Source organism: Cellulomonas sp. KH9, assembly GCF_900114185.1.
In the GTDB taxonomy this organism is placed as follows: Bacteria; Actinomycetota; Actinomycetes; order Actinomycetales; family Cellulomonadaceae; genus Cellulomonas.
In genome coordinates this window covers 614,219-635,794 of record NZ_FOSE01000002.1, presented here as the reverse complement: position 1 = coordinate 635,794, position 21,576 = coordinate 614,219, and the positions used below count along the sequence as shown (strand labels likewise).

The window sequence follows — 21,576 nt, the reverse complement described above, 5'->3', positions numbered from 1 at the left end:
CTCAGAGCGGTGTGAGATGCGTCACCCTACGGTCCGTGCATGACGTCCGCCGGTCCGCAGGGCCCCGACCGCGACCCCGACCACGAACCCGCCCCCGCGGTGCTGTGGCCGCAGCCCGTGCTCGACGTGCTCGCCCGTGACCCGGGGCGCCCGGTCTTCGAGGACGGTGACCGGGTCGTGACGGCGGGGGAGATGGGGCAGGCGGTGGCGCGCGCGGCCGCGGGCCTGCGCGCCGCGGGCGCGGGGCCGGGCGCGGGCGTGGCCCTCGACCTCGGCGTGACGCCGGAGGCGTTCGCCACGACCGTGGCCGCCTTCGCGGTCGGTGCACGGGTGTGCGGCGTCCCGCCCGGGCTCACGTCCGCGCAGCGCGCGGACCTGCTCGCACGCGCCGACGCCACCGTCGTCGTCGACGAGGCCCGCCTGCCCGACCTGCTCGCGACACGCTCGCACGGTCCGCTCGTCGCGGCCGGGCGGCTGGGCGACGTCGCGCGGATCACCTGGACCAGCGGGACCAGCGGGCGGCCCAAGGGCTGCGTGCAGACCTACGCCGCGATGAGCGGTGCGTGGGTGCCGTTCCCGGAGCGGTGGCCGGCCGCGGTCGCGGCGCTCGCGCCCCGGCTCGCCCGCTTCCTGGTGCTCGGGTCGCTGAGCAGCCACGTGATGCTCGAGTACAGCGTGCTGGCGCTCACCGCCGGTGGCGTCCTCGTCGCGGCGCGGCCCCCGGGCTATCCCGCCGCGATCGTGCGGCACCGGGCGACGGCCGGCGTCGTCACCGTCGGGCGGCTCCACCAGCTCGTGCGCGCGCAGCGCGACGACCCCGCCGACCTGTCGACCCTGCGGGCGCTGCTGGTGTCCGGTTCCCCGCTCGCGCCGTCACGGCTGGCGGAGGCGCTCGACGTCCTCGGGCCCGTCGTCTTCCACGGCTACGGGCAGACCGAGACCGGCATGATCGCGATGGTCGCGCCGGACGAGATGCGGTCGCCGCCCGTGCTCGGCACGGTGGGACGCCCGCCGGCGCAGGTCGACGTGCGGGTGCGCGACGGCGAGGTGTGGGTCCGCACGCCGTGCCAGGCGACCGGCTACTGGGACGACCCCGCCGAGACCGCGGAGGTGTTCGTCGACGGCTGGGTGCGCACGCGCGACCTCGGCGAGGTCGACGCGGACGGCTACCTGCACCTGCGGGGCAGGGCGCGGGACGTCGTCATCGTCGACGCCCAGCTCGTGCACGCCGGGGCCGTCGAGCGGGTCCTCGAGCAGGACCCGGCGGTCGCCGAGGCGTACGTCGTCGCCCGGCCCGACGACCTCACGGGGGAGGCGGTGCACGCGTGGGTCGTCCCGGCGCACGGGCGTCGGCCCGACGTCGAGGTGCTGCGCGCCCGCGTGGCGCACACGCTCGGCGCGGTCGCCGTCCCGCAGGCGGTGCACGTCGTCGATCACGTGCCGCTCGCACCGAGCGGCAAGCCCGACAAGCGCGCGCTGGTCGAGCCGCTCGTCAGCTCGTGACCTCGGGCACCGGGTCGGGCGCCCGCGGCGGGTGGACCCAGGCCACGAGGACGACCGAGATGATCATCAGCAGGAACCACGAGACGAGCTTGCTGCCGCCGACGACGTGCCAGCCGTCGACCTGCGACGGGTACAGCCACGCGCCGGCGAACGTGGCGACGTTCTCGGCCAGCCAGATGAAGGCCGCCACCAGGGTGAACGCGAGCAGCACCGGCATCCGCGGGCGGGCGGCGTGGACGCGCAGGTGCATCACGGTGCGACCGAAGACCAGGACGACCGCGGCCAGCAGCACCCACCGGGCGTCCGCGACCCAGTGGTGCGTGAAGAAGTTGGCGTAGACCGCCACGGCCAGCACGGCCGTCACCCGGCGGCGGGGGTACCGGTCGAAGCGCAGCTCGAAGATGCGGAACACCCGCACGAGGTACGAGCCGACGGCGCCGTACATGAAGCCGGAGAACAGGGGCACCGCCCCGACGCGGAGCACGCCCTCGGCCGCGTAGGACCAGGATCCCACGTCGGTCTTGAACACCTCCATGGCGGTGCCGACGACGTGGAACAGCAGCACCACGCGGAGCTCCCGGACGGTCTCCAGGCGCGTGAGGAGCATCCCCACCTGCAGCGCGAGCGCCGCGACCGTCAGGGCGTCGTTGCGCGCGAGCCAGGCGTCGTCCGGGTACCAGAACCGCGCCGCGAGGAGCAGGGCGAGCAGCAGCGCGCCGAACAGGCACGCCCAGCCCTGCTTGAGGGTGAACACGGTGAGCTCGACCAGGCCGGTGCGGACCCGGCGGCCGCGCACCCGTGCCAGGCGGGCACGCGCCCAGGCGTCGACGCGTTCCTCGACGACGGTGAGCTCACGCGCACCGGCGCGCGGCAGGGTGAGGCGCAGGTCCCGTAGCACGACGCCCATCCCACCGCTGCGCTGCGGGGGGACGGGCGTCGGCCGTGGACGGGTCGGCGGGAGGACCTGTGCAGATCCTGTGCGGCACCCGTCGTCGGGTGGCGGTGGAGGTCTGCGGGACCGCCGGTGCGGCTCAGCGCGTGGAGCGCGCCCGGTACCGCTGGACCATCGGGCAGTCGAAGGGGTCGCGGGCCGACAGGCCGACGCGGTTGAGGTACTGCACCACCAGCAGGTAGCTGCGGGGCAGGGAGGTCTCGGTGTACGGCATGCCGATCTGTGCGCAGTGCTCGCGCACCATGCGACGGGCGCGGGCCAGGTGCGGCCGCGGCATGCTCGGGAACAGGTGGTGCTCGATCTGCGCGTCCAGGCCGCCCATGAGCATCGTGACGGTGGTGCCGCCCCCGATGTTGCGCGACGTGAGCACCTGCTTGGACAGGAAGTCCAGGCGGCTGTCGGCGGGGATGATCGCCATGCCCTTGTGGTTGGGCGCGAACGACGCACCCATGTACACGCCGAACACGGCGAGCTGCACGGCGAGGAACGCTGCGGCCATGCCCAGCGGCAGCGCCCACAGGACCAGTGCCAGGTAGATGCCGAGCCGGGCGACGAGGACCACGAGCTCGACCGTGCGGGAGCGGGAGCGCGGGGACGCGAGCAGGCTCTTGAACGCCAGGAAGTGCAGGTTCACACCCTCGAGCGTCAGCAGCGGGAAGAACAGCCAGCCCTGGTGGCGGGTGATCGCCGCCATGAGGCCGCGCTGCTGGACGGCGTCCTGCTCGAGGAACGAGATCGTGTCCCGCTCGATGTCCGGGTCCTTGCCGATCCGGTTCGGGTTCGCGTGGTGCCGTGTGTGCTTGGTCATCCACCACGAGTGGCTGATCCCGACGACGCCGTTGGCGAGGATCCGGCCGAGCCGGTCGTTGGCCGGGCCCGTGAGCATGACCTGACGGTGCGACGCCTCGTGCGCGACGAACGCGAACTGCGTGAGGACCAGCCCGAGGCCGGCGGCGACGAGCAGCTGCCACCAGGAGTGGCCGAGCAGCACGAAGGCCGTCACGAGGCCGGCGAGCACCGTCGTCAGCGCCGCGAGCAGGGAGAAGTAGAAGCCGGGGGTGCGGTCGAGAAGTCCTGCCTCACGCACCTGGGCGGACAGCTCGTGATAGCTGCCGGTGGCGGCCGCCTGACGGGGACGCGTCGGGGCGGGGGGCGCAGGTACGGATGCAGGAGCCACATGACCTCCAGGGCTCGGATCGACTTCCCAGCCGTGGGGGGAGCAGGTGCTCGTGGTGCGGATAGCCCTACCCTACGGCACCGTAGGTTCGGTGTCGCGGGTGTCTGCCCACCAATCGTCCCCACGGTCCGGGTGCCTCACCGGACCTGCGTGCCCCCCGGTGCGCCGCGGTCAGCGGCGGTCCGCGGCCGCCAGACGTGCGGCGCCCACGATGCCGGCGGCGTTCCGGAGCCCGGCGGGCACGATCGGGGTGCGCAGGTCCAGCAGCGGCAGGAACTGCTCGTGCTTCTTGCTCACCCCGCCGCCCACGACGATCAGGTCGGGCCAGAACAGGTCCTCCACGACCGAGAAGTACCGCTGCAGACGCTTCGCCCACTGCTCGAACGACAGGCCCTCGCGGTCCCGCGCGGCGTCCGAGGCGCGCGACTCCGCGTCGTGACCGTCGATCTCGAGGTGGCCGAGCTCCGTGTTGGGCACCAGCACCCCGTCGACGACGAGCGCGGAGCCGATGCCCGTCCCGAGCGTCGCGACGAGCACCACGCCGGGGACGTCGCGAGCCGCGCCGTAGACGACCTCCGCGTACCCGGCGGCATCGGCGTCGTTGACCGCGACCACGCGCCGCCCGGTGGCCTCGCCGATGGTCGCGGCGACGTCGGTGCCGATCCAGGAGTCGTCGACGTTGGCGGCGGACTGGGCGACGCCGTGCAGGATGACCGCGGGGAACGTGACCCCGATGGGCACGTCGTGGTCCAGGTCGAAGGAGTCGACGACCTCGGCGACCGTCCGGGCGACCGCCTGCGGCGTCGCCGGCTGCGGCGTGGGGATCCGCACGCGGTCGGCCGCGAACTCCCCGGTGCGCAGGTCGACCGGCGCCCCCTTGATGCCCGAGCCGCCGATGTCGATGCCGAAGGCCGTCCTGACGACCGTGTCGTCGTGCCCGTGCTTCGTGTCGCCGTGCCCGTGCTTCGCGTGCTTCGTGCCGTCGTGCTTCGCGTCCTTGCTCATGGCAGCGTCAGCACCTCCGCTCCGGTGTCGGTGACCAGCAGGGTGTGCTCGAACTGCGCCGACCGGCTGCGGTCGGCGGTGACGACCGTCCACCCGTCGTCCCACATCTCCCAGTCGGCCGTGCCCAGGTCCAGCATGGGCTCGATCGTGAAGACCATGCCGGGCTCGATGACGGTGGCGTGCTGCGGGGCGGCGTCGTAGTGCGGCACGACGAGCCCCGTGTGGAACGCGGGGCCCACGCCGTGGCCCGTGAAGTCGCGCACCACGCCGTAGCCGAAGCGTGCCGCGTACTTCTCGATGACGCGACCGATGACGTTGATCTCGCGGCCCGGGCGGACGGCGGAGATGCCCCGCTGCAGGGCCTCGCGCGTGCGCTCGACGAGCAGCCGGGACTCCTCGTCCACGTCGCCGGCGAGGAACGTCGCGTTGGTGTCGCCGTGCACCCCGTCGACGTAGGCGGTGACGTCGATGTTCACGATGTCGCCGTCCTCGACGACCGTGGAGTCGGGGATGCCGTGGCAGATGACCTCGTTGACCGACGTGCACAGCGACTTGGGGAACCCGCGGTACCCGAGCGTCGAGGGGTACGCGCCGTGCGCGACGAGGAACTCGTGGCCGATCGCGTCGAGCTCGTCGGTGGTCACGCCGGGCACCACGTGCCGTCCGGCCTCCTGCAGCGCCTGCGCGGCGATCCGTGCGGCGTGCCGCACGCGCTCGATCGTGCCCGCGTCGAGCACGTCCGGCCCGCGCCACGGCGCGGGCATCGGCTTGTCGACGTACTCCGGGCGGGGGATGTGCGCGGGGACCGCGCGCCGCGGGCTGACCTGCCCGGGGACGAGCGCGGTGCGCGGCGGGTGGACCGGCGGCATGACTGGCAGTCTACGTAGCGACGGGGTGGGACTGCCCGCCGGGACGAGAGGAGCCGACGTGGCCGAGTACTTCTACAACACCCGGACCCACCAGGTGGAGGAGGGGCGCCACAGCGACTGGGCGCAGCTCATGGGTCCGTACGCCACGCGTGAGGAGGCCGAGCACGCGCTGGCGCGGGCCCGGTCGCGCAACGAGTCGTGGGACGCCGAGGGTCGGGCCTGGGAGGGCGACGACCGCTCGTGACGGTGCGTCCGGCCCCGGCGCCAGCGCCGGGGCCGGACGGCTCACGGCGTCGGTGCTCGCGACGTCAGGCGTCGAACGTGTGCCCGGCGGCGGGGAAGGTCCCGGAGCGGACCTCGTCCACGTAGTCGCGGGCTGCCGCGCCCAGCGCGCGGCCGACCTCGCCGAACCGCTTGGCGAAGCGCGGGGACCAGTCGCCCATGCCCGCCATGTCGACCCACACCAGTACCTGGCCGTCGCACTCCGGGCCGGCCCCGATGCCGATCGTGGGGACGCGCACCACCTCGGTGACCCGGGCGGCGACGGGCGCGGGGACCATCTCCAGCACGATCGCGACCGCGCCGGCCTCCGTGACGGCCACGGCGTCCTCGCTGATCTGCTCGGCGCCGCCGTTGCCGCGGCCCTGCACCCGCGGGCCGCCCAGCGCGTTCTCGGACTGCGGCGTGTACCCCAGGTGGGCCACGACGGGGATGCCCGCCTGCGTCAGGGCGCGGATCTGCGCGACGGACCGCAGGCCGCCCTCGAGCTTGACGGCCGAGACGCCGGTCTCCTTCATGACGCGCACCGCGCTGGCCAGCGCCTGCTCCGGGCCGGCCTCGTAGGTGCCGAAGGGCAGGTCCGCCACGACGAAGGCCCGCTCGACGGCACCGGCCACGGCGCGGGCGGCGACGACGATCTCGTCGAGCGTCACCGGCAGCGTCGTCGTGTGCCCGTGCATGGTGTTCCCGATCGAGTCGCCGACCAGCAGCATGTCCACGCCGGCCTGGTCGAAGATCCGCGCCGTGGGCGCGTCGTAGGCCGTGAGCATCGTCAGGCGCTCACCGCGCTCCTTGGCAGCCTGCAGGTGGTGGACGCGCACGCGGCGCGGTGTCGGGGCGTCACTGGTCGGCATGCCGCGAGCCTAGTCGCGAGGTCGCCGGCGGGGGCGGCCCCCGCGGCCGCCGGCGCGTTCCCGGGGCCGTTCCGGGCCCGTCGCGTGCCTGCTGCGTGCCTGCTCCGTCCCCGCTCGGAGGCCCGCTCGGACGACGCGGCGCGGCCACCCGCGTGACGGTCGCACCGGTGCGGCCCGTCATCAGGCAGGATGTACGCCATGGACAGGCAGCAGGAGTTCGTCCTCCGGACCGTCGAGGAGCGGGACATCCGCTTCATCCGTCTGTGGTTCACGGACGTGCTCGGCATGCTCAAGTCGGTGGCGGTCGCGCCGGCGGAGCTCGAGCAGGCGTTCAGCGAGGGCATCGGGTTCGACGGCAGCGCGATCGAGGGCCTCACGCGCGTGTACGAGGCGGACATGATCGCCAAGCCCGACCCCTCGACGTTCCAGATCCTGCCGTGGCGGGGGGAGCGGCACGGCACGGCGCGCATGTTCTGCGACCTGCTGACGCCGGACGGTGAGCCGTCGCTGGCGGACTCGCGGTACGTCCTCAAGCGTGCGCTGGACCGTGCGAGCGACCGCGGCTTCACCTTCTACACGCACCCCGAGGTGGAGTTCTACCTCTTCGACGCGCCGGCCGACCCGCTGCGTCCGCTCGTACCGGTCGACCGTGGCGGGTACTTCGACCACGTCCCGCGCGGCACGGCGCACGACTTCCGGCGCGCCGCGATCACGATGCTCGAGTCCATGGGCATCTCGGTGGAGTTCTCCCACCACGAGGCCGGGCCGGGGCAGAACGAGATCGACCTGCGCTACGCCGACGCGCTGACGACGGCCGACAACATCATGACGTTCCGCACGGTCGTCAAGGAGGTCGCGCTCGAGCAGGGCGTGTTCGCGTCGTTCATGCCCAAGCCGCTGGCCGACCAGCCGGGCTCCGGCATGCACACGCACCTCTCGCTCTTCGAGGGGGACCGCAACGCGTTCCACGAGCCGGGCGCGCCGCTGGAGCTGTCCAAGGTCGCGCGGTCCTTCATCGCCGGCCTGCTGACGCACGCGGCCGAGATCACGGCGGTGACGAACCAGTTCGTCAACTCCTACAAGCGCCTGTGGGGCGGTGCGGAGGCCCCGAGCTTCGTGTGCTGGGGCCACAACAACCGCTCGGCCCTGGTCCGCGTGCCGATGTACAAGCCCGGCAAGGGCAACTCGAGCCGGGTCGAGTACCGCGCGGTCGACTCGGCCACCAACCCCTACCTCGCCTTCGCCGTGCTGCTGGCCGCCGGCCTCAAGGGCGTCGAGGAGGGGTACGCGATGCCCGAGGGCGCCGACGACGACGTGTGGGAGCTGACCGACGCCGAGCGCAAGGCGCTCGGCATCGAGCCCCTGCCGACGTCGCTCGAGGCGGCGATCGAGGTCATGCAGCGGTCCGAGCTGGTGGCGGAGACGCTGGGCGAGCACGTGTTCGACTACTTCCTGCGCAACAAGCGCCAGGAGTGGGCCGAGTACCGCGCGCAGGTGACCCCGTACGAGCTGCAGCGGTTCCTGCCGCTGATCTGATCCGATGACCACGTCCACCGGCCGTGGGACCTCGCTCGCGACGCGGCTGACGCGCGCGGGTGCGGCGGACGTGCCGCGCGCCGAGCGCCTGCTCGCCGACGCGGCGCTCCTGGCCGTCGACCCGGACGTCGTCGAGCACGTGGTCGGGGGGCTGGCGGACGTCGGCGACCCCGACGAGGCGCTGCTGGCGGTCGCGAAGGTCGCCGGCGCGGTGCAGCGCGACCCGGAGCTGTCCCGCGTGCTGCACGACGTGCTCGCCGACGACGGCCCGGCCCGGCGTCGGCTGCTGGCCCTGACGGGTGCGTCGCCCGCGCTCGGCAACACGCTCGCGGCGCACCCCGCGAACCTGCGCGTCGTCGCCGACCCCACGCCGGGCACCGGCGTCGCGGCGGCCGACGTGCGCGCCGAGCTGCTGCGGGCCGTCGACGCGGACCCGGACGCGCCGGTCCCGGTGGCCCGGCTGGCGGGTACGCCGGGGATCGACGCGATGCGCCGCGCGTACCGGACGCGGCTGCTGCGGATCGCCGCGACCGACCTCACGGCCGAGGACCCGCTGAGCCGGCTGCCGGGGGTCGGTGCGGCCCTGGCCGACCTGGCCGCGGCGGCGCTCGAGGCCGCGCTCGCTCTGGCGCGGGCGGACCTCGAGGACGAGGGCCGCGGGGTGCGCCTCGCCGTCATCGGCATGGGCAAGGCCGGCGGTCGGGAGCTCAACTACGTCTCGGACGTCGACGTCGTGTACGTCGCCGAGCCCGTCGACGGCACCCCCGAGGACGAGGCGATGATCGCCGGAGCCCGGCTGGCCGCCGGGCTGGCGCGCGCGTGCTGCGCGCCCGCGGGGGAGCCCGCGCTGTGGCCGGTGGACGCCGCGCTGCGGCCCGAGGGCAAGGACGGGCCCTTGGTGCGGACGCTCGCCAGCCACCGCGCCTACTACGAGCGCTGGGCCAAGACGTGGGAGTTCCAGGCGCTGCTCAAGGCCCGGCCGCTGGCCGGGGACGTCGAGCTCGGACGCGCGTACGTCGAGACCGTCAACCCGTTCGTGTGGTCCGCGGTCCAGCGCGAGCACTTCGTCGAGGACTCCCAGGCCATGCGGCGGCGCGTCGAGGCGCACGTGCCGCGGGCCGAGGCCGACCGCCAGCTCAAGCTCGGCGTCGGGGGTCTGCGGGACGTCGAGTTCACGGTCCAGCTGCTGCAGCTGGTGCACGGGCGCGCCGACGAGAGCATCCGGAGCCCCAGCACGCTGACGGCGCTGGCGGCACTGGCCGCCGGCGGCTACGTGGGCCGGGAGCACGCCGGGCAGCTGGCCGTCTGCTACCGGTGGATGCGGACCATGGAGCACCGCATCCAGCTGCACCGGCTGCAGCGCACCCACCTCGTCCCGACGTCGGAGGCCGACCTGCGCCGCCTGGCGCGGACCATGGGCATGCGTGCCGAGGGTCCCGAAGGGCTGCTCGAGCGGTGGCGGTCCACCCGGCGCGAGGTGCGGCGACTGCACGAGGAGCTGTTCTACCGGCCGCTGCTGCCGGCGACCGCGGCGCTGTCGACCGAGGAGGCGCGGCTGGCGCCGGAGGCGGCGCGCGCCCGGCTGGCCGCGATCGGGTACCGGGACCCGGCCGGTGCCGTCCGGCACATCGCCGCGCTGACCGACGGCGTCTCCCGGCGGGCGGCGATCCAGCGCCAGCTGCTGCCCGTCATGCTCGGCTGGTTCGCGGACGGGGCCGACCCCGACGGCGGGCTCCTCGCCTTCCGGCGCCTGTCCGACCAGCTCGGCACGACGCACTGGTACCTCAAGCTGCTGCGTGACTCGGGCAGCGCGGCGCAGAACCTCGCGCAGGTGCTGTCGACGTCCCGGTACGTCGCCGACGCGCTGCGGCGCTCGCCCGAGTCGGTGACCTGGCTGGACGACGACGCCGAGCTCGCGCCCCGGTCGGCGGAACGGCTCGCTGCGGAGGCCGACGCCGTGCTGCGCCGCGCGTCGGAACCCGTGCCTGCCGTGACGGCGCTGCGCGCGCTGCGCCGTCGCGAGCTCGCGCGCACCGCGGTCGCCGACGTCCTGGGCGTCACCACCGGGGTGCGGGCCTCGCAGAGCCTGACCGTCACGGCCGACGCCGTGCTCGCCGGGACGCTGCGCGTCGCGGAGTCCGACGCGCGCACCGCTGCGGGGCTCGACGTGAGCCCGACCCGCCTGCTGGTCGTCGCGATGGGACGCCTCGGCGGGCGCGAGATGGCCTACTCGTCGGACGCCGACGTGCTCTTCGTGCACGACCCGCTGCCCGGCGCCGACGGCAAGGTCGCCCAGGACTTCGCGGTGTCGGTCGCCACGCGCGTGCGCCAGCTGCTGGGGGCCGTGGGGCCAGAGCCGACGCTGAGCGTCGACGCGGACCTGCGCCCCGAGGGCCGCAACGGGCCCCTGGCGCGGTCGTTCGACGCGTACGTCGAGTACTACCAGCGGTGGTCCTCCCCGTGGGAGAGCCAGGCGCTGCTGCGGGCACGGCCGGTGGCGGGCGACCACGAGCTGGGGGAGCGGTTCGTCGCGCTCATCGACCCGCTGCGGTACCCCGCCGGAGGTCTCGACGCCGCGACCGAGCGTGAGATCCGGCGCATCAAGGCACGGGTGGAGGCCGAACGGCTCCCGCGCGGTGTCGAGCCGTCGCGGCACCTCAAGCTGGGCCGCGGTGGCATCAGCGACGTCGAGTGGACGGCGCAGCTGCTGCAGCTGCAGCACGCGCACGCCGTGCCGGGTCTGCGGACGACCTCGACGCTCGACGCGCTGGACGCGGCGTGCGACGCCGGGCTGCTCGACGCGGACGACACGGCCGTCCTGCGCGAGGCCTGGTTGCTCGCGTCCCGCGTCCGCGACGCGAACGTCCTGTGGACGGGGCGCGCCGAGGGGGCGCACGCCGACGTCCTGCCGCACGACCGCACGGCGCTCGCGGGCGTCGCGCGCGTGCTGGGTCACCCCCCGGGCTCGGGTGCCATGCTCGAGGAGACGTACCTGCGGACCGCGCGCCGCGCGCGGGCCGTCGTGGAGCGGGTGTTCTACGGCTGACGTCGCGGTGGTCCGCCGGACGGGTGACCCCTACAGTCGAACGGGTGACGGCGACCACGGGCGGGCAGACGCAGGGTGCGACCGGCTGTCCGGTGCGCAAGACGGCGCAACCCGGTGACGGCAGCGGCCCGGAGATCGAGCACGTCGCGGGGGAGCGCCCGCGCTGGCGCATCCGGTCCTACGCGCTGGCCCGTGACGTGCTGCGGCGCCCCGAGCACACGCGGCAGGCCGGGTTCGGTGCCGACGACGTCGGTGGTGGTGGACCGGTGCGGATCCGCCCGCCGATCCTCTTCGTCGAGGGGGAGGTCCACCACGCGCAGCGGCGCGCTGCGGCCCACCTGTTCGCCCCGCGCGTCGTGGCCGGGTACCGCGACTGGATGCAGGCGACCGCCGAGCGCGTCGTCGCGCAGGTGCGCACCGACCGGTGGACGGACGTGACGGCGCTGAGCATGCAGATGGCGGTCGAGGTCGCGTCCCGCGTGATCGGCCTGGACCACGGCTCGTCGCCGCGGATGCGCGCGCGCCTCGACGCGTTCTTCGCGCCCCCGCCGCGGCCCGGGTCACCGCTCGCCGGCGTGAGGGAAGCCCTGCGCGGCACCGCGATGCTGCGGTTCTACGTGCTCGACGTGAAGCCCGCCATCCGCGCGCGACGGCGGCGGCGGCGCGAGGACCTCATCAGCAGCCTGCTGGACGAGGGCTACTCGGACCTGGAGATCCTCACCGAGTGCGTCACGTACGCGGCGGCGGGCATGGCGACGACGCGCGAGCTCATCGCGGCAGCCGTGTGGCACCTGCTCGACGACGACGCGCTGCGTGCCCGGTACCGCGCGTCCGACCGGGACGGCCGGGTCGCGATCCTCGAGGAGGTGCTGCGCGTCGAGCCGGTCGTCGGGCACCTGCTGCGCCGCACGACGGCGCCGCTGACGCTCGAGGGGCCCGACGGACCCGTCGAGCTCCCGGTCGGTGCCCTGGTCGACGTGGACGTCCGGGCGGTCAACGCCGATGCCGGTGTCGTGGGCGCCGACCCGCACGCGGTGCGCCCGGGACGGACCATGACGCGTGCCTCGGGGCCGGCCGTGCTCGCCTTCGGCGACGGCCACCACCGGTGCCCGGGTGCGCCGCTCGCGTCCGCGGAGACCGAGGTGTTCGTCTCCGCCCTGCTGCGTGACGACCTCGCTGCCGCGGGGCCGCCCCGCGTGCGGTGGAGCGAGGTCAGCCAGGGGTACGACCTCACCGCGCTGCGCGTGCGGCGCGTCCCCCTGCGCGCCTGACCGCCCCGACCCGCCCTGCCGCCGTTCAGGCGACGGCGATCGCGGGCGTGGTGGTCGCGGCCGTCGCGCGTGCCGCGCGGCGTGTCCCGACCGTGTGGATGACGAGCCCGACGACGACCCAGCCGCCCAGCGTGAGGCCGGCGGTGAGCCCGCCCGTGCCTCCGAAGTAGGCGACCGAGCGCACCAGGGTGCCGGTGGCCCCCGGGGGCAGGATCTGCCCGAAGGTGCCGAGCCCGGCGGGCAGCCAGGCCGAGGTGGTGGCGATCCCCGCGAACGGGTTGCCGAGGAACATCATCGTCATGGCGCCGGCCGTGAAGCCCTTGCCGCCGAAGGCCTCCTGCAGACCGGTCAACGGGAACGCCATCGCGGCGATGCCGAGCGCCATCGCGCCGGCGACGGGGAGGAACGCCGACTCGATGCTGCCGAACGCGAACCGCAGCACCGCGGCGACGACCAGCCCGCCGACCACGGAGAACGTCAGCAGGCCGACGAGCTTCCACGTGTTGCTGCGGGCGAAGGCGGTCCGGAACGCGACGACGGGCACGATGCCGCCGAAGACGAGCGGGAAGGCGAGCCCGCCGATGCCGATGCCGGACGGGTCGCTGGTGGGCAGGGGGACGACGTCGCTGGTGCTGACGGGCACCCCGAGCGCGGTCCCGAGGCCCTGCGCGGTCGCGGTGACGGTCTGGGCGATGCTCGCGCCGCCCGCGGACGCGACCACGCTGTGGACGCCCTGCGGGTCGACCACGAAGCCGCCGACGACCTCGCGGTCCTCGACGGCGCGCTCGAGCGCGTCCTGCGTCGGGAGGTGGCGGACGTCGTAGGCGTCGGGGGCGGCAGCCGTCAGGGCCTCCTCGAACCGCGCCGTCTCCTGCGACGACCCGACCAGCCCGACCGGCAGGTCGCGGGGCCCGCTCTTCAGCGAGGGGAGGATGAAGATCGCCAGCAGGACGGCCAGCACGGCGCCGAGGGCCACGGTCATGCCGACCAGGGTGGCCAACGGGCGGCGGGCGGTGCGGGTGGCGGGGGCCTCGTCCGTGGCGGGGTCGGGGACCAGGTCGAGCGTCGCGGTCATCGGTGTCCTTCGAGGGGGCTGCAAGCGGAAGTTCTTCCTCCGCTTATATGGAGGCTACCCCTCCGGTTATGGTGGTGGAACCCAGGACGGCAGGATCGTGGCGGACATCACCCCAGGAGGAGCGCATGCGAGCCGATGCAGCACGGCGCCGCGGACGGCTGGTCCGCGCGGCCCGTCGGCTGTTCGCAGCCCACGGCAGCGACGTGGCACTCGAGGCGGTCGCCGAGGCGGCCGAGGTGGGCATCGCGACGCTCTACCGCAACTTCCCCTCGCGTGCCGCACTCGCGGACGAGGTGGCCGTCGCGATCCTCGACGACGTGCACGCGGCGGCCGACGAGGCGCTGCGTGCCATGCGCGGCGACGCGGCGGCGGCGTGGCGGGCCTACGTCCTGCGGCTCGTCGAGCTCGACCTGGGGGCGCTGTCGGCTGCACTGTCCGACCACGTCGCGGACCTCTCGGACACGGTCCGCACCGCCCAGGCCGAGACGCTCGGCGGCGTGGGTGAGGTGCTGGCGGCCGCACGCCGGGCCGGTCTGGTGCGCCACGACCTCCAGCCGCTCGAGCTGATCCTCGGGGTGGGCATGGTCACGCGGCCGCTGCCCGAGCCCGTCGCCCGTGACGTGCCCGAGCTGGTGCCGCGCATGGTCGAGATCGTCCTCGCCGGCCTCCGCCCGCCCGCGGGTCGCGACGTCTAGGGTCGTCGCCGTGGCGGACGCGGACGGGACACCGGCGGAGCCCGAGCGCGAGCCGCTCACCGCGGCGCCGTGCGCGTGGCTGACGACGCTGCGGCGGGACGGGTCGGCGCACGTCACGCCCGTGTGGTTCCTGCACGATCCCGGCACCTTCTGGATCGCGAGCTCGACGGTGAACGTCAAGGTCGCGAACATCCGGCGCGACCCGCGGGTCGTGCTCGCGATCGACGGGTCCGGACCGCGGCCGGTCGTCGCCCAGGGGCGGGCGCGCGTGCACCACGACATCGGGTCGTACCCCACGCTCCTGGCCCGGTTCGCCGGGAAGTACGGCGGATGGGACGCCGCCGACCCGCGCCAGGACGGGCCGCGCGTCCTCCTCGAGGTGCAGGTCGACCGGTGGCTCCTGGGGCCCGGCACCGCGCGGTGACGGCGCTGCGGACGTCCTCAGGAGCGGCCCGGTACCGGCGGACGCGTCCCGCGGCGCGCCACCACGGCCAGGGTGGCCACGACGCCCAGCGCCGCCCACCACCCGTACAGCAGCCCGGCGGCGCCGCCGTCGGCCGGTGAACCGGCCAGCGTCCCGCGCCCCAGGTCCGCTGCCGGCGCGAGCCACAGGTCCGCCTCCGGCGCGAGCGCCAGGGCCGCCGAGGCCGTGGGCACCGGACCGAGGGTGGCCCCGACGACGCATGCCAGCCACACCGCCTGCACCAGGAGGAAGGAGCCCGCGCGCCTCCCGCCGTCGTGCAGCATCCACCAGGTCAGGGATCCGACGACCGCGGCCACGAGCACGGCCGCCAGCAGGACGGACCCCGCCGCGGCGTGGTGGGTCGTGCCCACCGGCAGCAGCCACGTGGCGGCGACCCGGACCTGCCAGGCCAGGCCCGGGTGGGCCGGTGCGTGCTCGTCCACCAGGCCGAGCACCGCCCCGCGGGCGGCCACGAGGAGCAGCCAGCCACCGCCGGCGAGCACCGCAGCGACCACGGCGCCCGTCCGGGCGGTGGGATCCGCGCCGCGAGGCGCAGCGGCGTCCCGGCGCCAGGCGACCCGCGCGACGAGGAGCGCGACCAGCCACCCGTACGCGACCCCCCAGCCGGCCGAGGCGCGGACGTGCGCCCAGCCGTCGGCGCTCAGTATGAGGTACCAGAAGTCCGGGGTGAGGTACGCCCCGCCGGGAGCGCCGACGGCGACCGGCGCACTCACCACCGACGCGACCACCCCGCCACCGACCACGGCGGACCACACGCCGAGCGCACGGGGGACGGTCCCCGGCGTGGTCGACCGGACGGCCGGGATCGTCAGCAGCGCCGACACGGCCACCAGCACGACGGCGGCGACCAGCAGCCCGTTCGTACCGCCGCCGGCCCCCGGCGGGTGCGGCACCAGCAGCCCGGCCGCACCGGTGGGCACGCCGGCCTGGCTCACCATGCGCCGGAGCCCCGTGCTGACCAGCAGCACGACCAGGCTGAGGACGGGGACCAGGAGGCGAGGGTCGCGCCACGTTCGGTCGTCCCGCCGCCCGGAGCCGGCCCGCGGCTCGCCACCCGTGTCGTCCGGCTCGGTGACGGCCTCCCGCGGCTCGGTGGCCGTGCCCGCCTGCGCTCGCGGGTGCAGCCGGGGTGCGCCGAGCACGGCGACGGCCACCAGCGCGGCCACCCACCCGTACGCCAGCCCGGCGGCGCCGCCGTCGGTCGGGCCCAGCAGGGCGTCCTGCGCGCGTACCCAACGGCCGTCGCCGTCGGGGTCCAGCGCGTCGCCCCGCAGCACCGTGGGCAGCGCCCCGACGGCTGCGCCGACCACGCACGCCATCCAGACGCCCTGCACGACGATCCGTCGGGCGCCGTGGGGCACGGCCCACCGGGCCGCCGACCACGTCAGTGCGCCGACGACGGCGGCGACGAGGACCCCGGCAAGCAGGACCACCGGCACCGGTACGTCCGTGGCGCTGGTCACCGGCAGCAGCCGGTCGGTGACCGCGCGCAGGGCCGCAGCGGTGGGTGACCGGGGCGTGGTGACGGCGGTCGTCACGGTGGCGTCGGACCACGCGTGGGCCAGGGCGACAACCGTCCATCCCGCACCGGCCACGGCGCCGGCGGCGGCTGCCGCGGGTAGGGCACGAGCGGCCGGTACCAGGTGCGCACCGGGAGCGGTGCGGCGCTCCCACCGGACGGTGACGAGCGCCACGGCCCACCCGTACCCGACGCCCCAGGCGCCCGCGTGCCACAGGGCGTCCACCGAGCCGCCCGGCTGGACCGCCGTGGCGACGACGCCGGCGACCGTGACGGCGAACCACAGCGCGAGCGCGCGCAGCGCCGGTGGTGCGGTCCGCTCCCGCAGGGCCGGCCGCGCGGCGAGCAGCAGGACGCCGACGAGCACGGCCGCGGTCAGCGTGGCGCCGGGCAGGCCGCGCAGCGGCTCGCGCACCAGGCCGCTCGCGGGTGTCGACGGCGCCAGGAGGCCGACGAGCCCGGCGGGCGCACCCGTGCGCGTGCCGACGGCGTGGAGGAGCCCGCAGACGAACCACGCCAGGACGGCTGCCGCCGTGAGCAGCACGTCGGTCCGACGCAGCACCTCGGTCCGTCGCAGCACCTCGGGCCGGCGGGTCCCGGGTCCGCCCGGGGCGCCTGGCCCGTCGTGCGCATCCGGTGTGGTGGGGATCACGGCGAGAACGTAGCAGCGGCGGTCCACCGGGGCGGGCGAATCCGGCACCCGCCCTGGGCGTGACGGGGGACGGGGTCTGCGGCGTGACCCGGACGCCGGGAACCGAGCCGATACCGTGGGTGCCGTCCGGCGCCGGCACTTCGGCACCTCGAGGCGGCGTGACGCCGCGCGGACCACGGCCCGGAGGAGCGTCGACGGCGAGCTTGTCACCGCGTCTGCGCCGCGTCGTCGACGCCCTGCCGCTGCGCCCGGGCCTGCGCGTGCTCGAGGTCGTTGGCGCGCCGGGTGCGGCGGCGCGCGAGGTCGCTGCACGCGTCGGGCCACGGGCCACGTGCTCGTGCTCGACCGCTCCCCGGAGGGCGTCGCGCGCACCCGGGCCGGGTGCCGCGCCGACATCGAGGCCGGCGTGCTGTCCACGCTGTGCGCGCACGTCGAGGACTTCACGCTGTCGGACGGGGTCGCACCGTTCGACCTCGCCTTCGCCTGTCGGGCCGTCGCGGACGTCTGCGTGCGGTCGGGCAGGACAGCGCGGCACCCCCGCCACCACGAGGGTGACGGGGGTGCCGTTTCCTGCAGGTCAGACGCTCACGGGAGCAGCCGTGACGCCTGACGACTCAGCAGTCGTAGTAGAGCTCGAACTCGTGCGGGTGCGGACGCAGCCGGATCGGGTCGACCTCTGCCGAGCGCTTGTAGTCGATCCACGTCTGGATGAGGTCCGGCGTGAAGACGTTGCCGGCGGTCAGCCAGTCGTGGTCGGCCTCGAGGTTGTCGAGCACCTCGGACAGCGAGCCCGGGACCTGCTGGATGAGGGCGTGCTCCTCGGGGGGCAGCTCGTACAGGTCCTTGTCGACCGGCTCGGGCGGCTCGATGCGGTTCTGGATGCCGTCGAGGCCGGCCATGAGCATGGCCGCGAACGCCAGGTACGGGTTCGACGACGGGTCCGGCACGCGGAACTCGATGCGCTTGGCCTTCGGGTTCGAGCCGGTCACCGGGATCCGGATGCACGCGGAGCGGTTGCGGGCCGAGTAGACCAGGTTGACCGGCGCCTCGAAGCCGGGGACCAGGCGGTGGTAGGAGTTCACCGTTGGGTTGGTGAACGCCAGCAGTGCCGGGGCGTGCTTGAGCAGGCCGCCGATGTACCACCGGGCCATGTCGGACAGGCCGCCGTAGCCCTTCTCGTCGAAGAACAGCGGCTCGCCGTCCTTCCACAGCGACTGGTGCACGTGCATGCCCGAGCCGTTGTCACCGAACAGGGGCTTCGGCATGAAGGTGGCCGTGCGGCCGTTCTCGTGCGCGACGTTCTTCACGACGTACTTGAACAGCTGGACCTTGTCGGCCGACTTGCCGAGGGTGTCGAAGCGGTAGTTGATCTCCGCCTGGCCGGCCGTGCCGACCTCGTGGTGGGCGCGCTCGACCTGGAAGCCGAGCTCGTCGAGCTGCAGCGAGATCTGGTCGCGCAGGTCGGCGAAGTGGTCGACCGGCGGCACGGGGAAGTAGCCACCCTTGTAGGGCGTCTTGTGCCCGAGGTTGCCACCCTCCTCCTTGCGTCCGGTGTTCCAGGCGCCCTCGATGGAGTCGATGTAGTAGAACGACGCGTCCTGGCGGGTCTGGAACCGGATGTCGTCGAAGATGTAGAACTCGGCCTCGGGCGCGAAGAACGCGGTGTCCGCGATGCCGGTCGACTTCAGGTACGCCTCGGCCTTGGCGGCGACCTGGCGGGGGTCGCGGCTGTACGGCTCGTCGGTGTACGGGTCGACGATGTGGAAGTTGATGTTGAGCGTCTTCTCCGTGCGGAACGGGTCGACGTACGCCGTCGTCAGGTCCGGGATCAGCTTCATGTCCGACTCGTGGATCGCCTGGAAGCCGCGGATCGAGGACCCGTCGAACATCTGGCCGTCGGTGAAGAAGTCCGCGTCGAGCGAGGCGGCGGGCACGTTGAAGTGCTGCATCACGCCCGGCAGGTCGCAGAACCGCACGTCGACGAACTTGACGTCCTCGCTCCTGATGAACGCCAGGACTTCCTCCGGCTTGGTGAACATCCGCTGCTCCTCGGTCGATGGTGCCCGGTCGTCCCGGGCACGAGCGAGGCTAGGAGCGGGGCGTTTCCCTGTCGTGGCCCTGCTGTTTCCGGGAGGTTACGGGGGTCGTTGCCAGGTAACGATCCCACGACACGACGGGTGGGCGGGCCGTCCTGGTCGCGCACGTACGCTGGACGCATGGTGACGCGTGACTCGGTCGGCTCCTGGCTCGAGGGTGGTCCCCGCGGCGACGACGACGGCCGTGCGGCGGGCGCCGCGCTCGGTCTGCCGGCCTCCGGCCCGGGGTCGATGGCGCGGCTCGGGCGGCGGCTGGTCGCCCTCGCGATCGACTGGGTCGCGTGCCTCGCCGTGTCCGCCGTGCTGCTGCCGGCGCGCTCGGACGGCGCGTTCCTGCTGCGTGGCGACTCGTTGGGGACGCTGGCCGTCTTCGCGGTCGAGAACGTCGTGCTCGTCGCCACTCTCGGGCACACGCTCGGTCACCGCGTGGCCGGTCTCCAGGTCCGGCGTCTGCTCCGGCCGTCCCTCGACCGTCCGCCCGTGCCGGCGCCCGGGGCGCCCGGACCCGTCGCCGCGCTCCTGCGCACGCTCCTGCTGTGCCTCGTGCTGCCCGCCGTGGTCTGGGACCCCGACGGTCGCGGTCTGCACGACCGCGCCGCGGGCACGGTGCTGGTCCGACGCTGAGCGGGGTCCGCCGCTGAGCCGCCCACGACTCGTCCGCCGCGGCGCGGGCCGGGCGGGCCCGCGGGCGTCAGCGCCCGCGCATGCCCTTGCGGTCGGGGCGCGCGCGCATCGGGTCGATGCCCTTCGGGACGGGCAGCCGCGCGGCGCCGAGCGAGGTCACGCGCCGCAGCACGACGGCGACCTCGGCCTTGGTGAGCTGGCCCTTCAGCTTGGTGACGGTGCGCGGCAGCTTGCGCAGCGGGACCTGGCCCGCGCCGTCGCCGACCTGGATGAGGTGGATGGGGGCGCCGGACACGACGCGCGCCGTGCGCTTGCGCTCCGCCTCGAGCAGCTTGCCGATGCGGTGCGGCGGGCCCTCGCCGACGAGGACCACGCCCGGCCTGCCGACACCGCGGAACACGAGGTCCTGCGTGCGGGGGTCGGCCGCGACGGGCTCCTGCGTGAACGTCCAGCCGCGACGCAGGGTCCCCAGCGCGGCGAGCGACGCCCCGGGCTGGCCCTCGATGCGGCTGTAGGCGGCGGTCTCGGCGCGGCGGGCGAGCACGAACATGCCGCCCAGGACCGCGAACGGGACGCTGAGGATCAGCACGTACACCGGCTGGCCGATGACCTGGCCGATCACGACGCCGAGCGTGACGATCCCGACGAAGACGCCGAGCATGATCCACGTCACGGCGGGGTCGGTCTGGCGGGTGATCCGGTACGCCTGCCAGATCTGGTGGTACCAGCGGGTCTTCTTGACCTTCCCGCTGCCCTTCGCCGTGCCCTCGGGGGAGCTCTGCGGGGACGTGGAGCGCTCGCGTGCCATGACCCGGGAGTCTACCGGCGCGTCGGGGCGCGCACGTCCGGTCCGCCGGACGGCGCGACCGCGGGCCGGGTCGGTCCGCGTGCGGCCGTGCTGCTCAGCGCCCCGGAGGGCCGCTCAGGCGAGCGGCGTGCGGGACAGCAGGGCCGACGCCTCCTGGCGGGCGGTCGTCGGCTCGCCCAGGTGCGCGAGCGCGGCGGGGATCTCCAGGCCGCGCCGGCGCATGGCCTGGCCCCACAGCCGGCCCGCGCGGTACGACGAGCGCACCAGCGGCCCGGACATGACGCCGAGGAAGCCCAGGCGCTCCGCCTCCTGCGAGAGCTCGACGAACTCCTCGGGGCGCACCCACCGCGCCACCGGGTGGTGCCGGACGGACGGGCGCAGGTACTGGGTGATGGTGATGAGGTCGCAGCCCGCCTCGTGCAGGTCGCGCAGCGCGTCCACGACCTCCTCGGTCGTCTCGCCCATGCCGAGGATGAGGTTCGACTTGGTGACGAGCCCGGCCTCGCGGGCGCGGGTGATCACGGAGAGCGAGCGCTCGTAGCGGAAGCCCGGGCGGATCTGCTTGAAGATGCGCGGGACGGTCTCGAGGTTGTGCGCCAGCACCTCGGGCCGGGACTCGTTGACGACGTCCAGCAGCTCCGGCGTGGCGTTGAAGTCCGGGATGAGCAGCTCGACGCCCGTGCCGGGGTTCAGCGCGTGGATCTGGCGCACCGTCTCGGCGTACAGCCACGCGCCGCCGTCGGCGAGGTCGTCGCGCGCGACGCCGGTGACCGTCGAGTACTTCAGGCCCATCGCCTGCACCGACTCGGCGACACGGCGCGGCTCGTCGGCGTCGAAGTCGGCGGGCTTGCCGGTGTCGATCTGGCAGAAGTCGCAGCGCCGGGTGCACTGGTCGCCGCCGATGAGGAACGTCGCCTCGCGGTCCTCCCAGCACTCGAAGATGTTGGGGCAGCCCGCCTCCTCGCACACCGTGTGCAGGCCCTCGCGGCGCACGAGCCCCTTGAGCTCGCTGTACTCCGGGCCTGTCGTCGCCCGCGTGCGGATCCACTCCGGCTTCTTCTCGATCGGGGTGGCGGCGTTGCGTGCCTCCACCCGGAGCATCCGGCGTCCCTCGGGTGCGATCGTCACCCG

At 74.6% G+C, this 21,576-nt stretch carries 18 protein-coding genes; 8 read left to right on the top strand and 10 right to left on the bottom strand.

The window, feature by feature from the left end:
• Positions 1–39 precede the first annotated feature (39 nt).
• Positions 40–1,503 carry a class I adenylate-forming enzyme family protein gene (locus BMZ16_RS08920; protein ID WP_089799542.1) on the top strand — a complete coding sequence of 488 codons (1,464 nt, stop codon included), beginning with the start codon at positions 40–42 and terminating at the stop codon, positions 1,501–1,503.
• On the opposite strand, the gene BMZ16_RS08915 is transcribed toward BMZ16_RS08920, so the two are convergent.
• The 4 genes from BMZ16_RS08915 to map form a co-directional block, all read right to left on the bottom strand.
• Positions 1,493–2,401 carry a DUF817 domain-containing protein gene (locus BMZ16_RS08915; RefSeq protein ID WP_255366472.1) on the bottom strand — a complete coding sequence of 303 codons (909 nt, stop codon included), beginning with the start codon at positions 2,399–2,401 and terminating at the stop codon, positions 1,493–1,495. The genes BMZ16_RS08920 and BMZ16_RS08915 overlap by 11 nt on opposite strands.
• Before the next feature lie 133 nt (positions 2,402–2,534).
• A complete protein-coding gene (locus BMZ16_RS08910) occupies positions 2,535–3,632 on the bottom strand; it encodes a fatty acid desaturase family protein (RefSeq protein WP_089799538.1) in 1,098 nt (365 codons plus the stop codon).
• A 171-nt stretch (positions 3,633–3,803) separates the two neighbouring features.
• The gene (gene ppgK, locus BMZ16_RS08905; RefSeq protein WP_089799536.1) at positions 3,804–4,637 is read right to left on the bottom strand and encodes a polyphosphate--glucose phosphotransferase; all 834 of its coding nucleotides are present in this window, start codon (positions 4,635–4,637) and stop codon (positions 3,804–3,806) included.
• Positions 4,634–5,506 (bottom strand): type I methionyl aminopeptidase, encoded by an 873-nt coding sequence (map, locus tag BMZ16_RS08900; protein WP_089799534.1) that lies wholly within the window; start codon positions 5,504–5,506, stop codon positions 4,634–4,636. Before map ends, ppgK begins: the two co-directional genes overlap by 4 nt.
• Positions 5,507–5,564: 58 nt before the next feature.
• On the opposite strand from map, the gene BMZ16_RS08895 reads away from it, so the two are divergent.
• Entirely contained in the window at positions 5,565–5,750 is a 186-nt protein-coding gene (locus BMZ16_RS08895; RefSeq protein WP_089799533.1) for a hypothetical protein, read from the top strand.
• Between the two features lie 64 nt (positions 5,751–5,814).
• On the opposite strand, the gene panB is transcribed toward BMZ16_RS08895, so the two are convergent.
• Complete coding sequence (panB, locus tag BMZ16_RS08890) at positions 5,815–6,639, bottom strand: 3-methyl-2-oxobutanoate hydroxymethyltransferase (RefSeq protein ID WP_089799530.1); 825 nt, start codon at positions 6,637–6,639, stop codon at positions 5,815–5,817.
• A gap of 198 nt (positions 6,640–6,837) precedes the next feature.
• Here panB and BMZ16_RS08885 point away from each other — a divergent pair, with 198 nt between their 5' ends.
• Genes BMZ16_RS08885 through BMZ16_RS08875 form a run of 3 tightly spaced genes read left to right on the top strand, consistent with a single transcriptional unit; the run spans position 6,838 to position 12,492 of the window.
• Positions 6,838–8,175, top strand: coding sequence for a glutamine synthetase family protein (locus BMZ16_RS08885; protein ID WP_089799529.1), 1,338 nt, complete (start codon positions 6,838–6,840; stop codon positions 8,173–8,175).
• Between the two features lie 4 nt (positions 8,176–8,179).
• Positions 8,180–11,221, top strand: a complete 3,042-nt coding sequence (locus BMZ16_RS08880) for a bifunctional [glutamine synthetase] adenylyltransferase/[glutamine synthetase]-adenylyl-L-tyrosine phosphorylase (protein WP_089799527.1) — start codon at positions 8,180–8,182, stop codon at positions 11,219–11,221.
• 44 nt (positions 11,222–11,265) lie between these two features.
• Positions 11,266–12,492: a cytochrome P450 gene (locus BMZ16_RS08875; RefSeq protein ID WP_089799525.1), complete on the top strand. Its 1,227-nt coding sequence runs from the start codon at positions 11,266–11,268 to the stop codon at positions 12,490–12,492.
• Positions 12,493–12,517: 25 nt separating this feature from the next.
• On the opposite strand, the gene BMZ16_RS08870 is transcribed toward BMZ16_RS08875, so the two are convergent.
• Entirely contained in the window at positions 12,518–13,567 is a 1,050-nt protein-coding gene (locus BMZ16_RS08870; RefSeq protein ID WP_218143339.1) for a hypothetical protein, read from the bottom strand.
• 125 nt (positions 13,568–13,692) lie between these two features.
• Between BMZ16_RS08870 and BMZ16_RS08865 the strand changes: the two genes are divergently transcribed.
• Positions 13,693–14,262 (top strand): SbtR family transcriptional regulator, encoded by a 570-nt coding sequence (locus tag BMZ16_RS08865; protein WP_089799524.1) that lies wholly within the window; start codon positions 13,693–13,695, stop codon positions 14,260–14,262.
• Between the two features lie 10 nt (positions 14,263–14,272).
• A complete protein-coding gene (locus tag BMZ16_RS08860; RefSeq protein ID WP_089799522.1) occupies positions 14,273–14,686 on the top strand; it encodes a TIGR03618 family F420-dependent PPOX class oxidoreductase in 414 nt (137 codons plus the stop codon).
• A gap of 17 nt (positions 14,687–14,703) precedes the next feature.
• Here BMZ16_RS08860 and BMZ16_RS08855 read toward each other — a convergent pair whose 3' ends face one another.
• Both BMZ16_RS08855 and glnA read right to left on the bottom strand, forming a co-directional pair.
• Positions 14,704–16,917: a hypothetical protein gene (locus BMZ16_RS08855; protein ID WP_143082781.1), complete on the bottom strand. Its 2,214-nt coding sequence runs from the start codon at positions 16,915–16,917 to the stop codon at positions 14,704–14,706.
• Between the two features lie 614 nt (positions 16,918–17,531).
• On the bottom strand, positions 17,532–18,956 hold the full coding sequence (glnA, locus tag BMZ16_RS08845) for a type I glutamate--ammonia ligase (RefSeq protein ID WP_089799516.1): 1,425 nt from the start codon (positions 18,954–18,956) through the stop codon (positions 17,532–17,534).
• Positions 18,957–19,133: 177 nt separating this feature from the next.
• Between glnA and BMZ16_RS08840 the strand changes: the two genes are divergently transcribed.
• Positions 19,134–19,637, top strand: a complete 504-nt coding sequence (locus BMZ16_RS08840; protein ID WP_089800023.1) for an RDD family protein — start codon at positions 19,134–19,136, stop codon at positions 19,635–19,637.
• A gap of 67 nt (positions 19,638–19,704) precedes the next feature.
• On the opposite strand, the gene BMZ16_RS08835 is transcribed toward BMZ16_RS08840, so the two are convergent.
• Both BMZ16_RS08835 and lipA read right to left on the bottom strand, forming a co-directional pair.
• Positions 19,705–20,445, bottom strand: a complete 741-nt coding sequence (locus tag BMZ16_RS08835) for a DUF4191 domain-containing protein (RefSeq protein WP_089799514.1) — start codon at positions 20,443–20,445, stop codon at positions 19,705–19,707.
• A gap of 114 nt (positions 20,446–20,559) precedes the next feature.
• Positions 20,560–21,573: a lipoyl synthase gene (gene lipA, locus BMZ16_RS08830; RefSeq protein ID WP_089799512.1), complete on the bottom strand. Its 1,014-nt coding sequence runs from the start codon at positions 21,571–21,573 to the stop codon at positions 20,560–20,562.
• Positions 21,574–21,576: the final 3 nt, after the last annotated feature.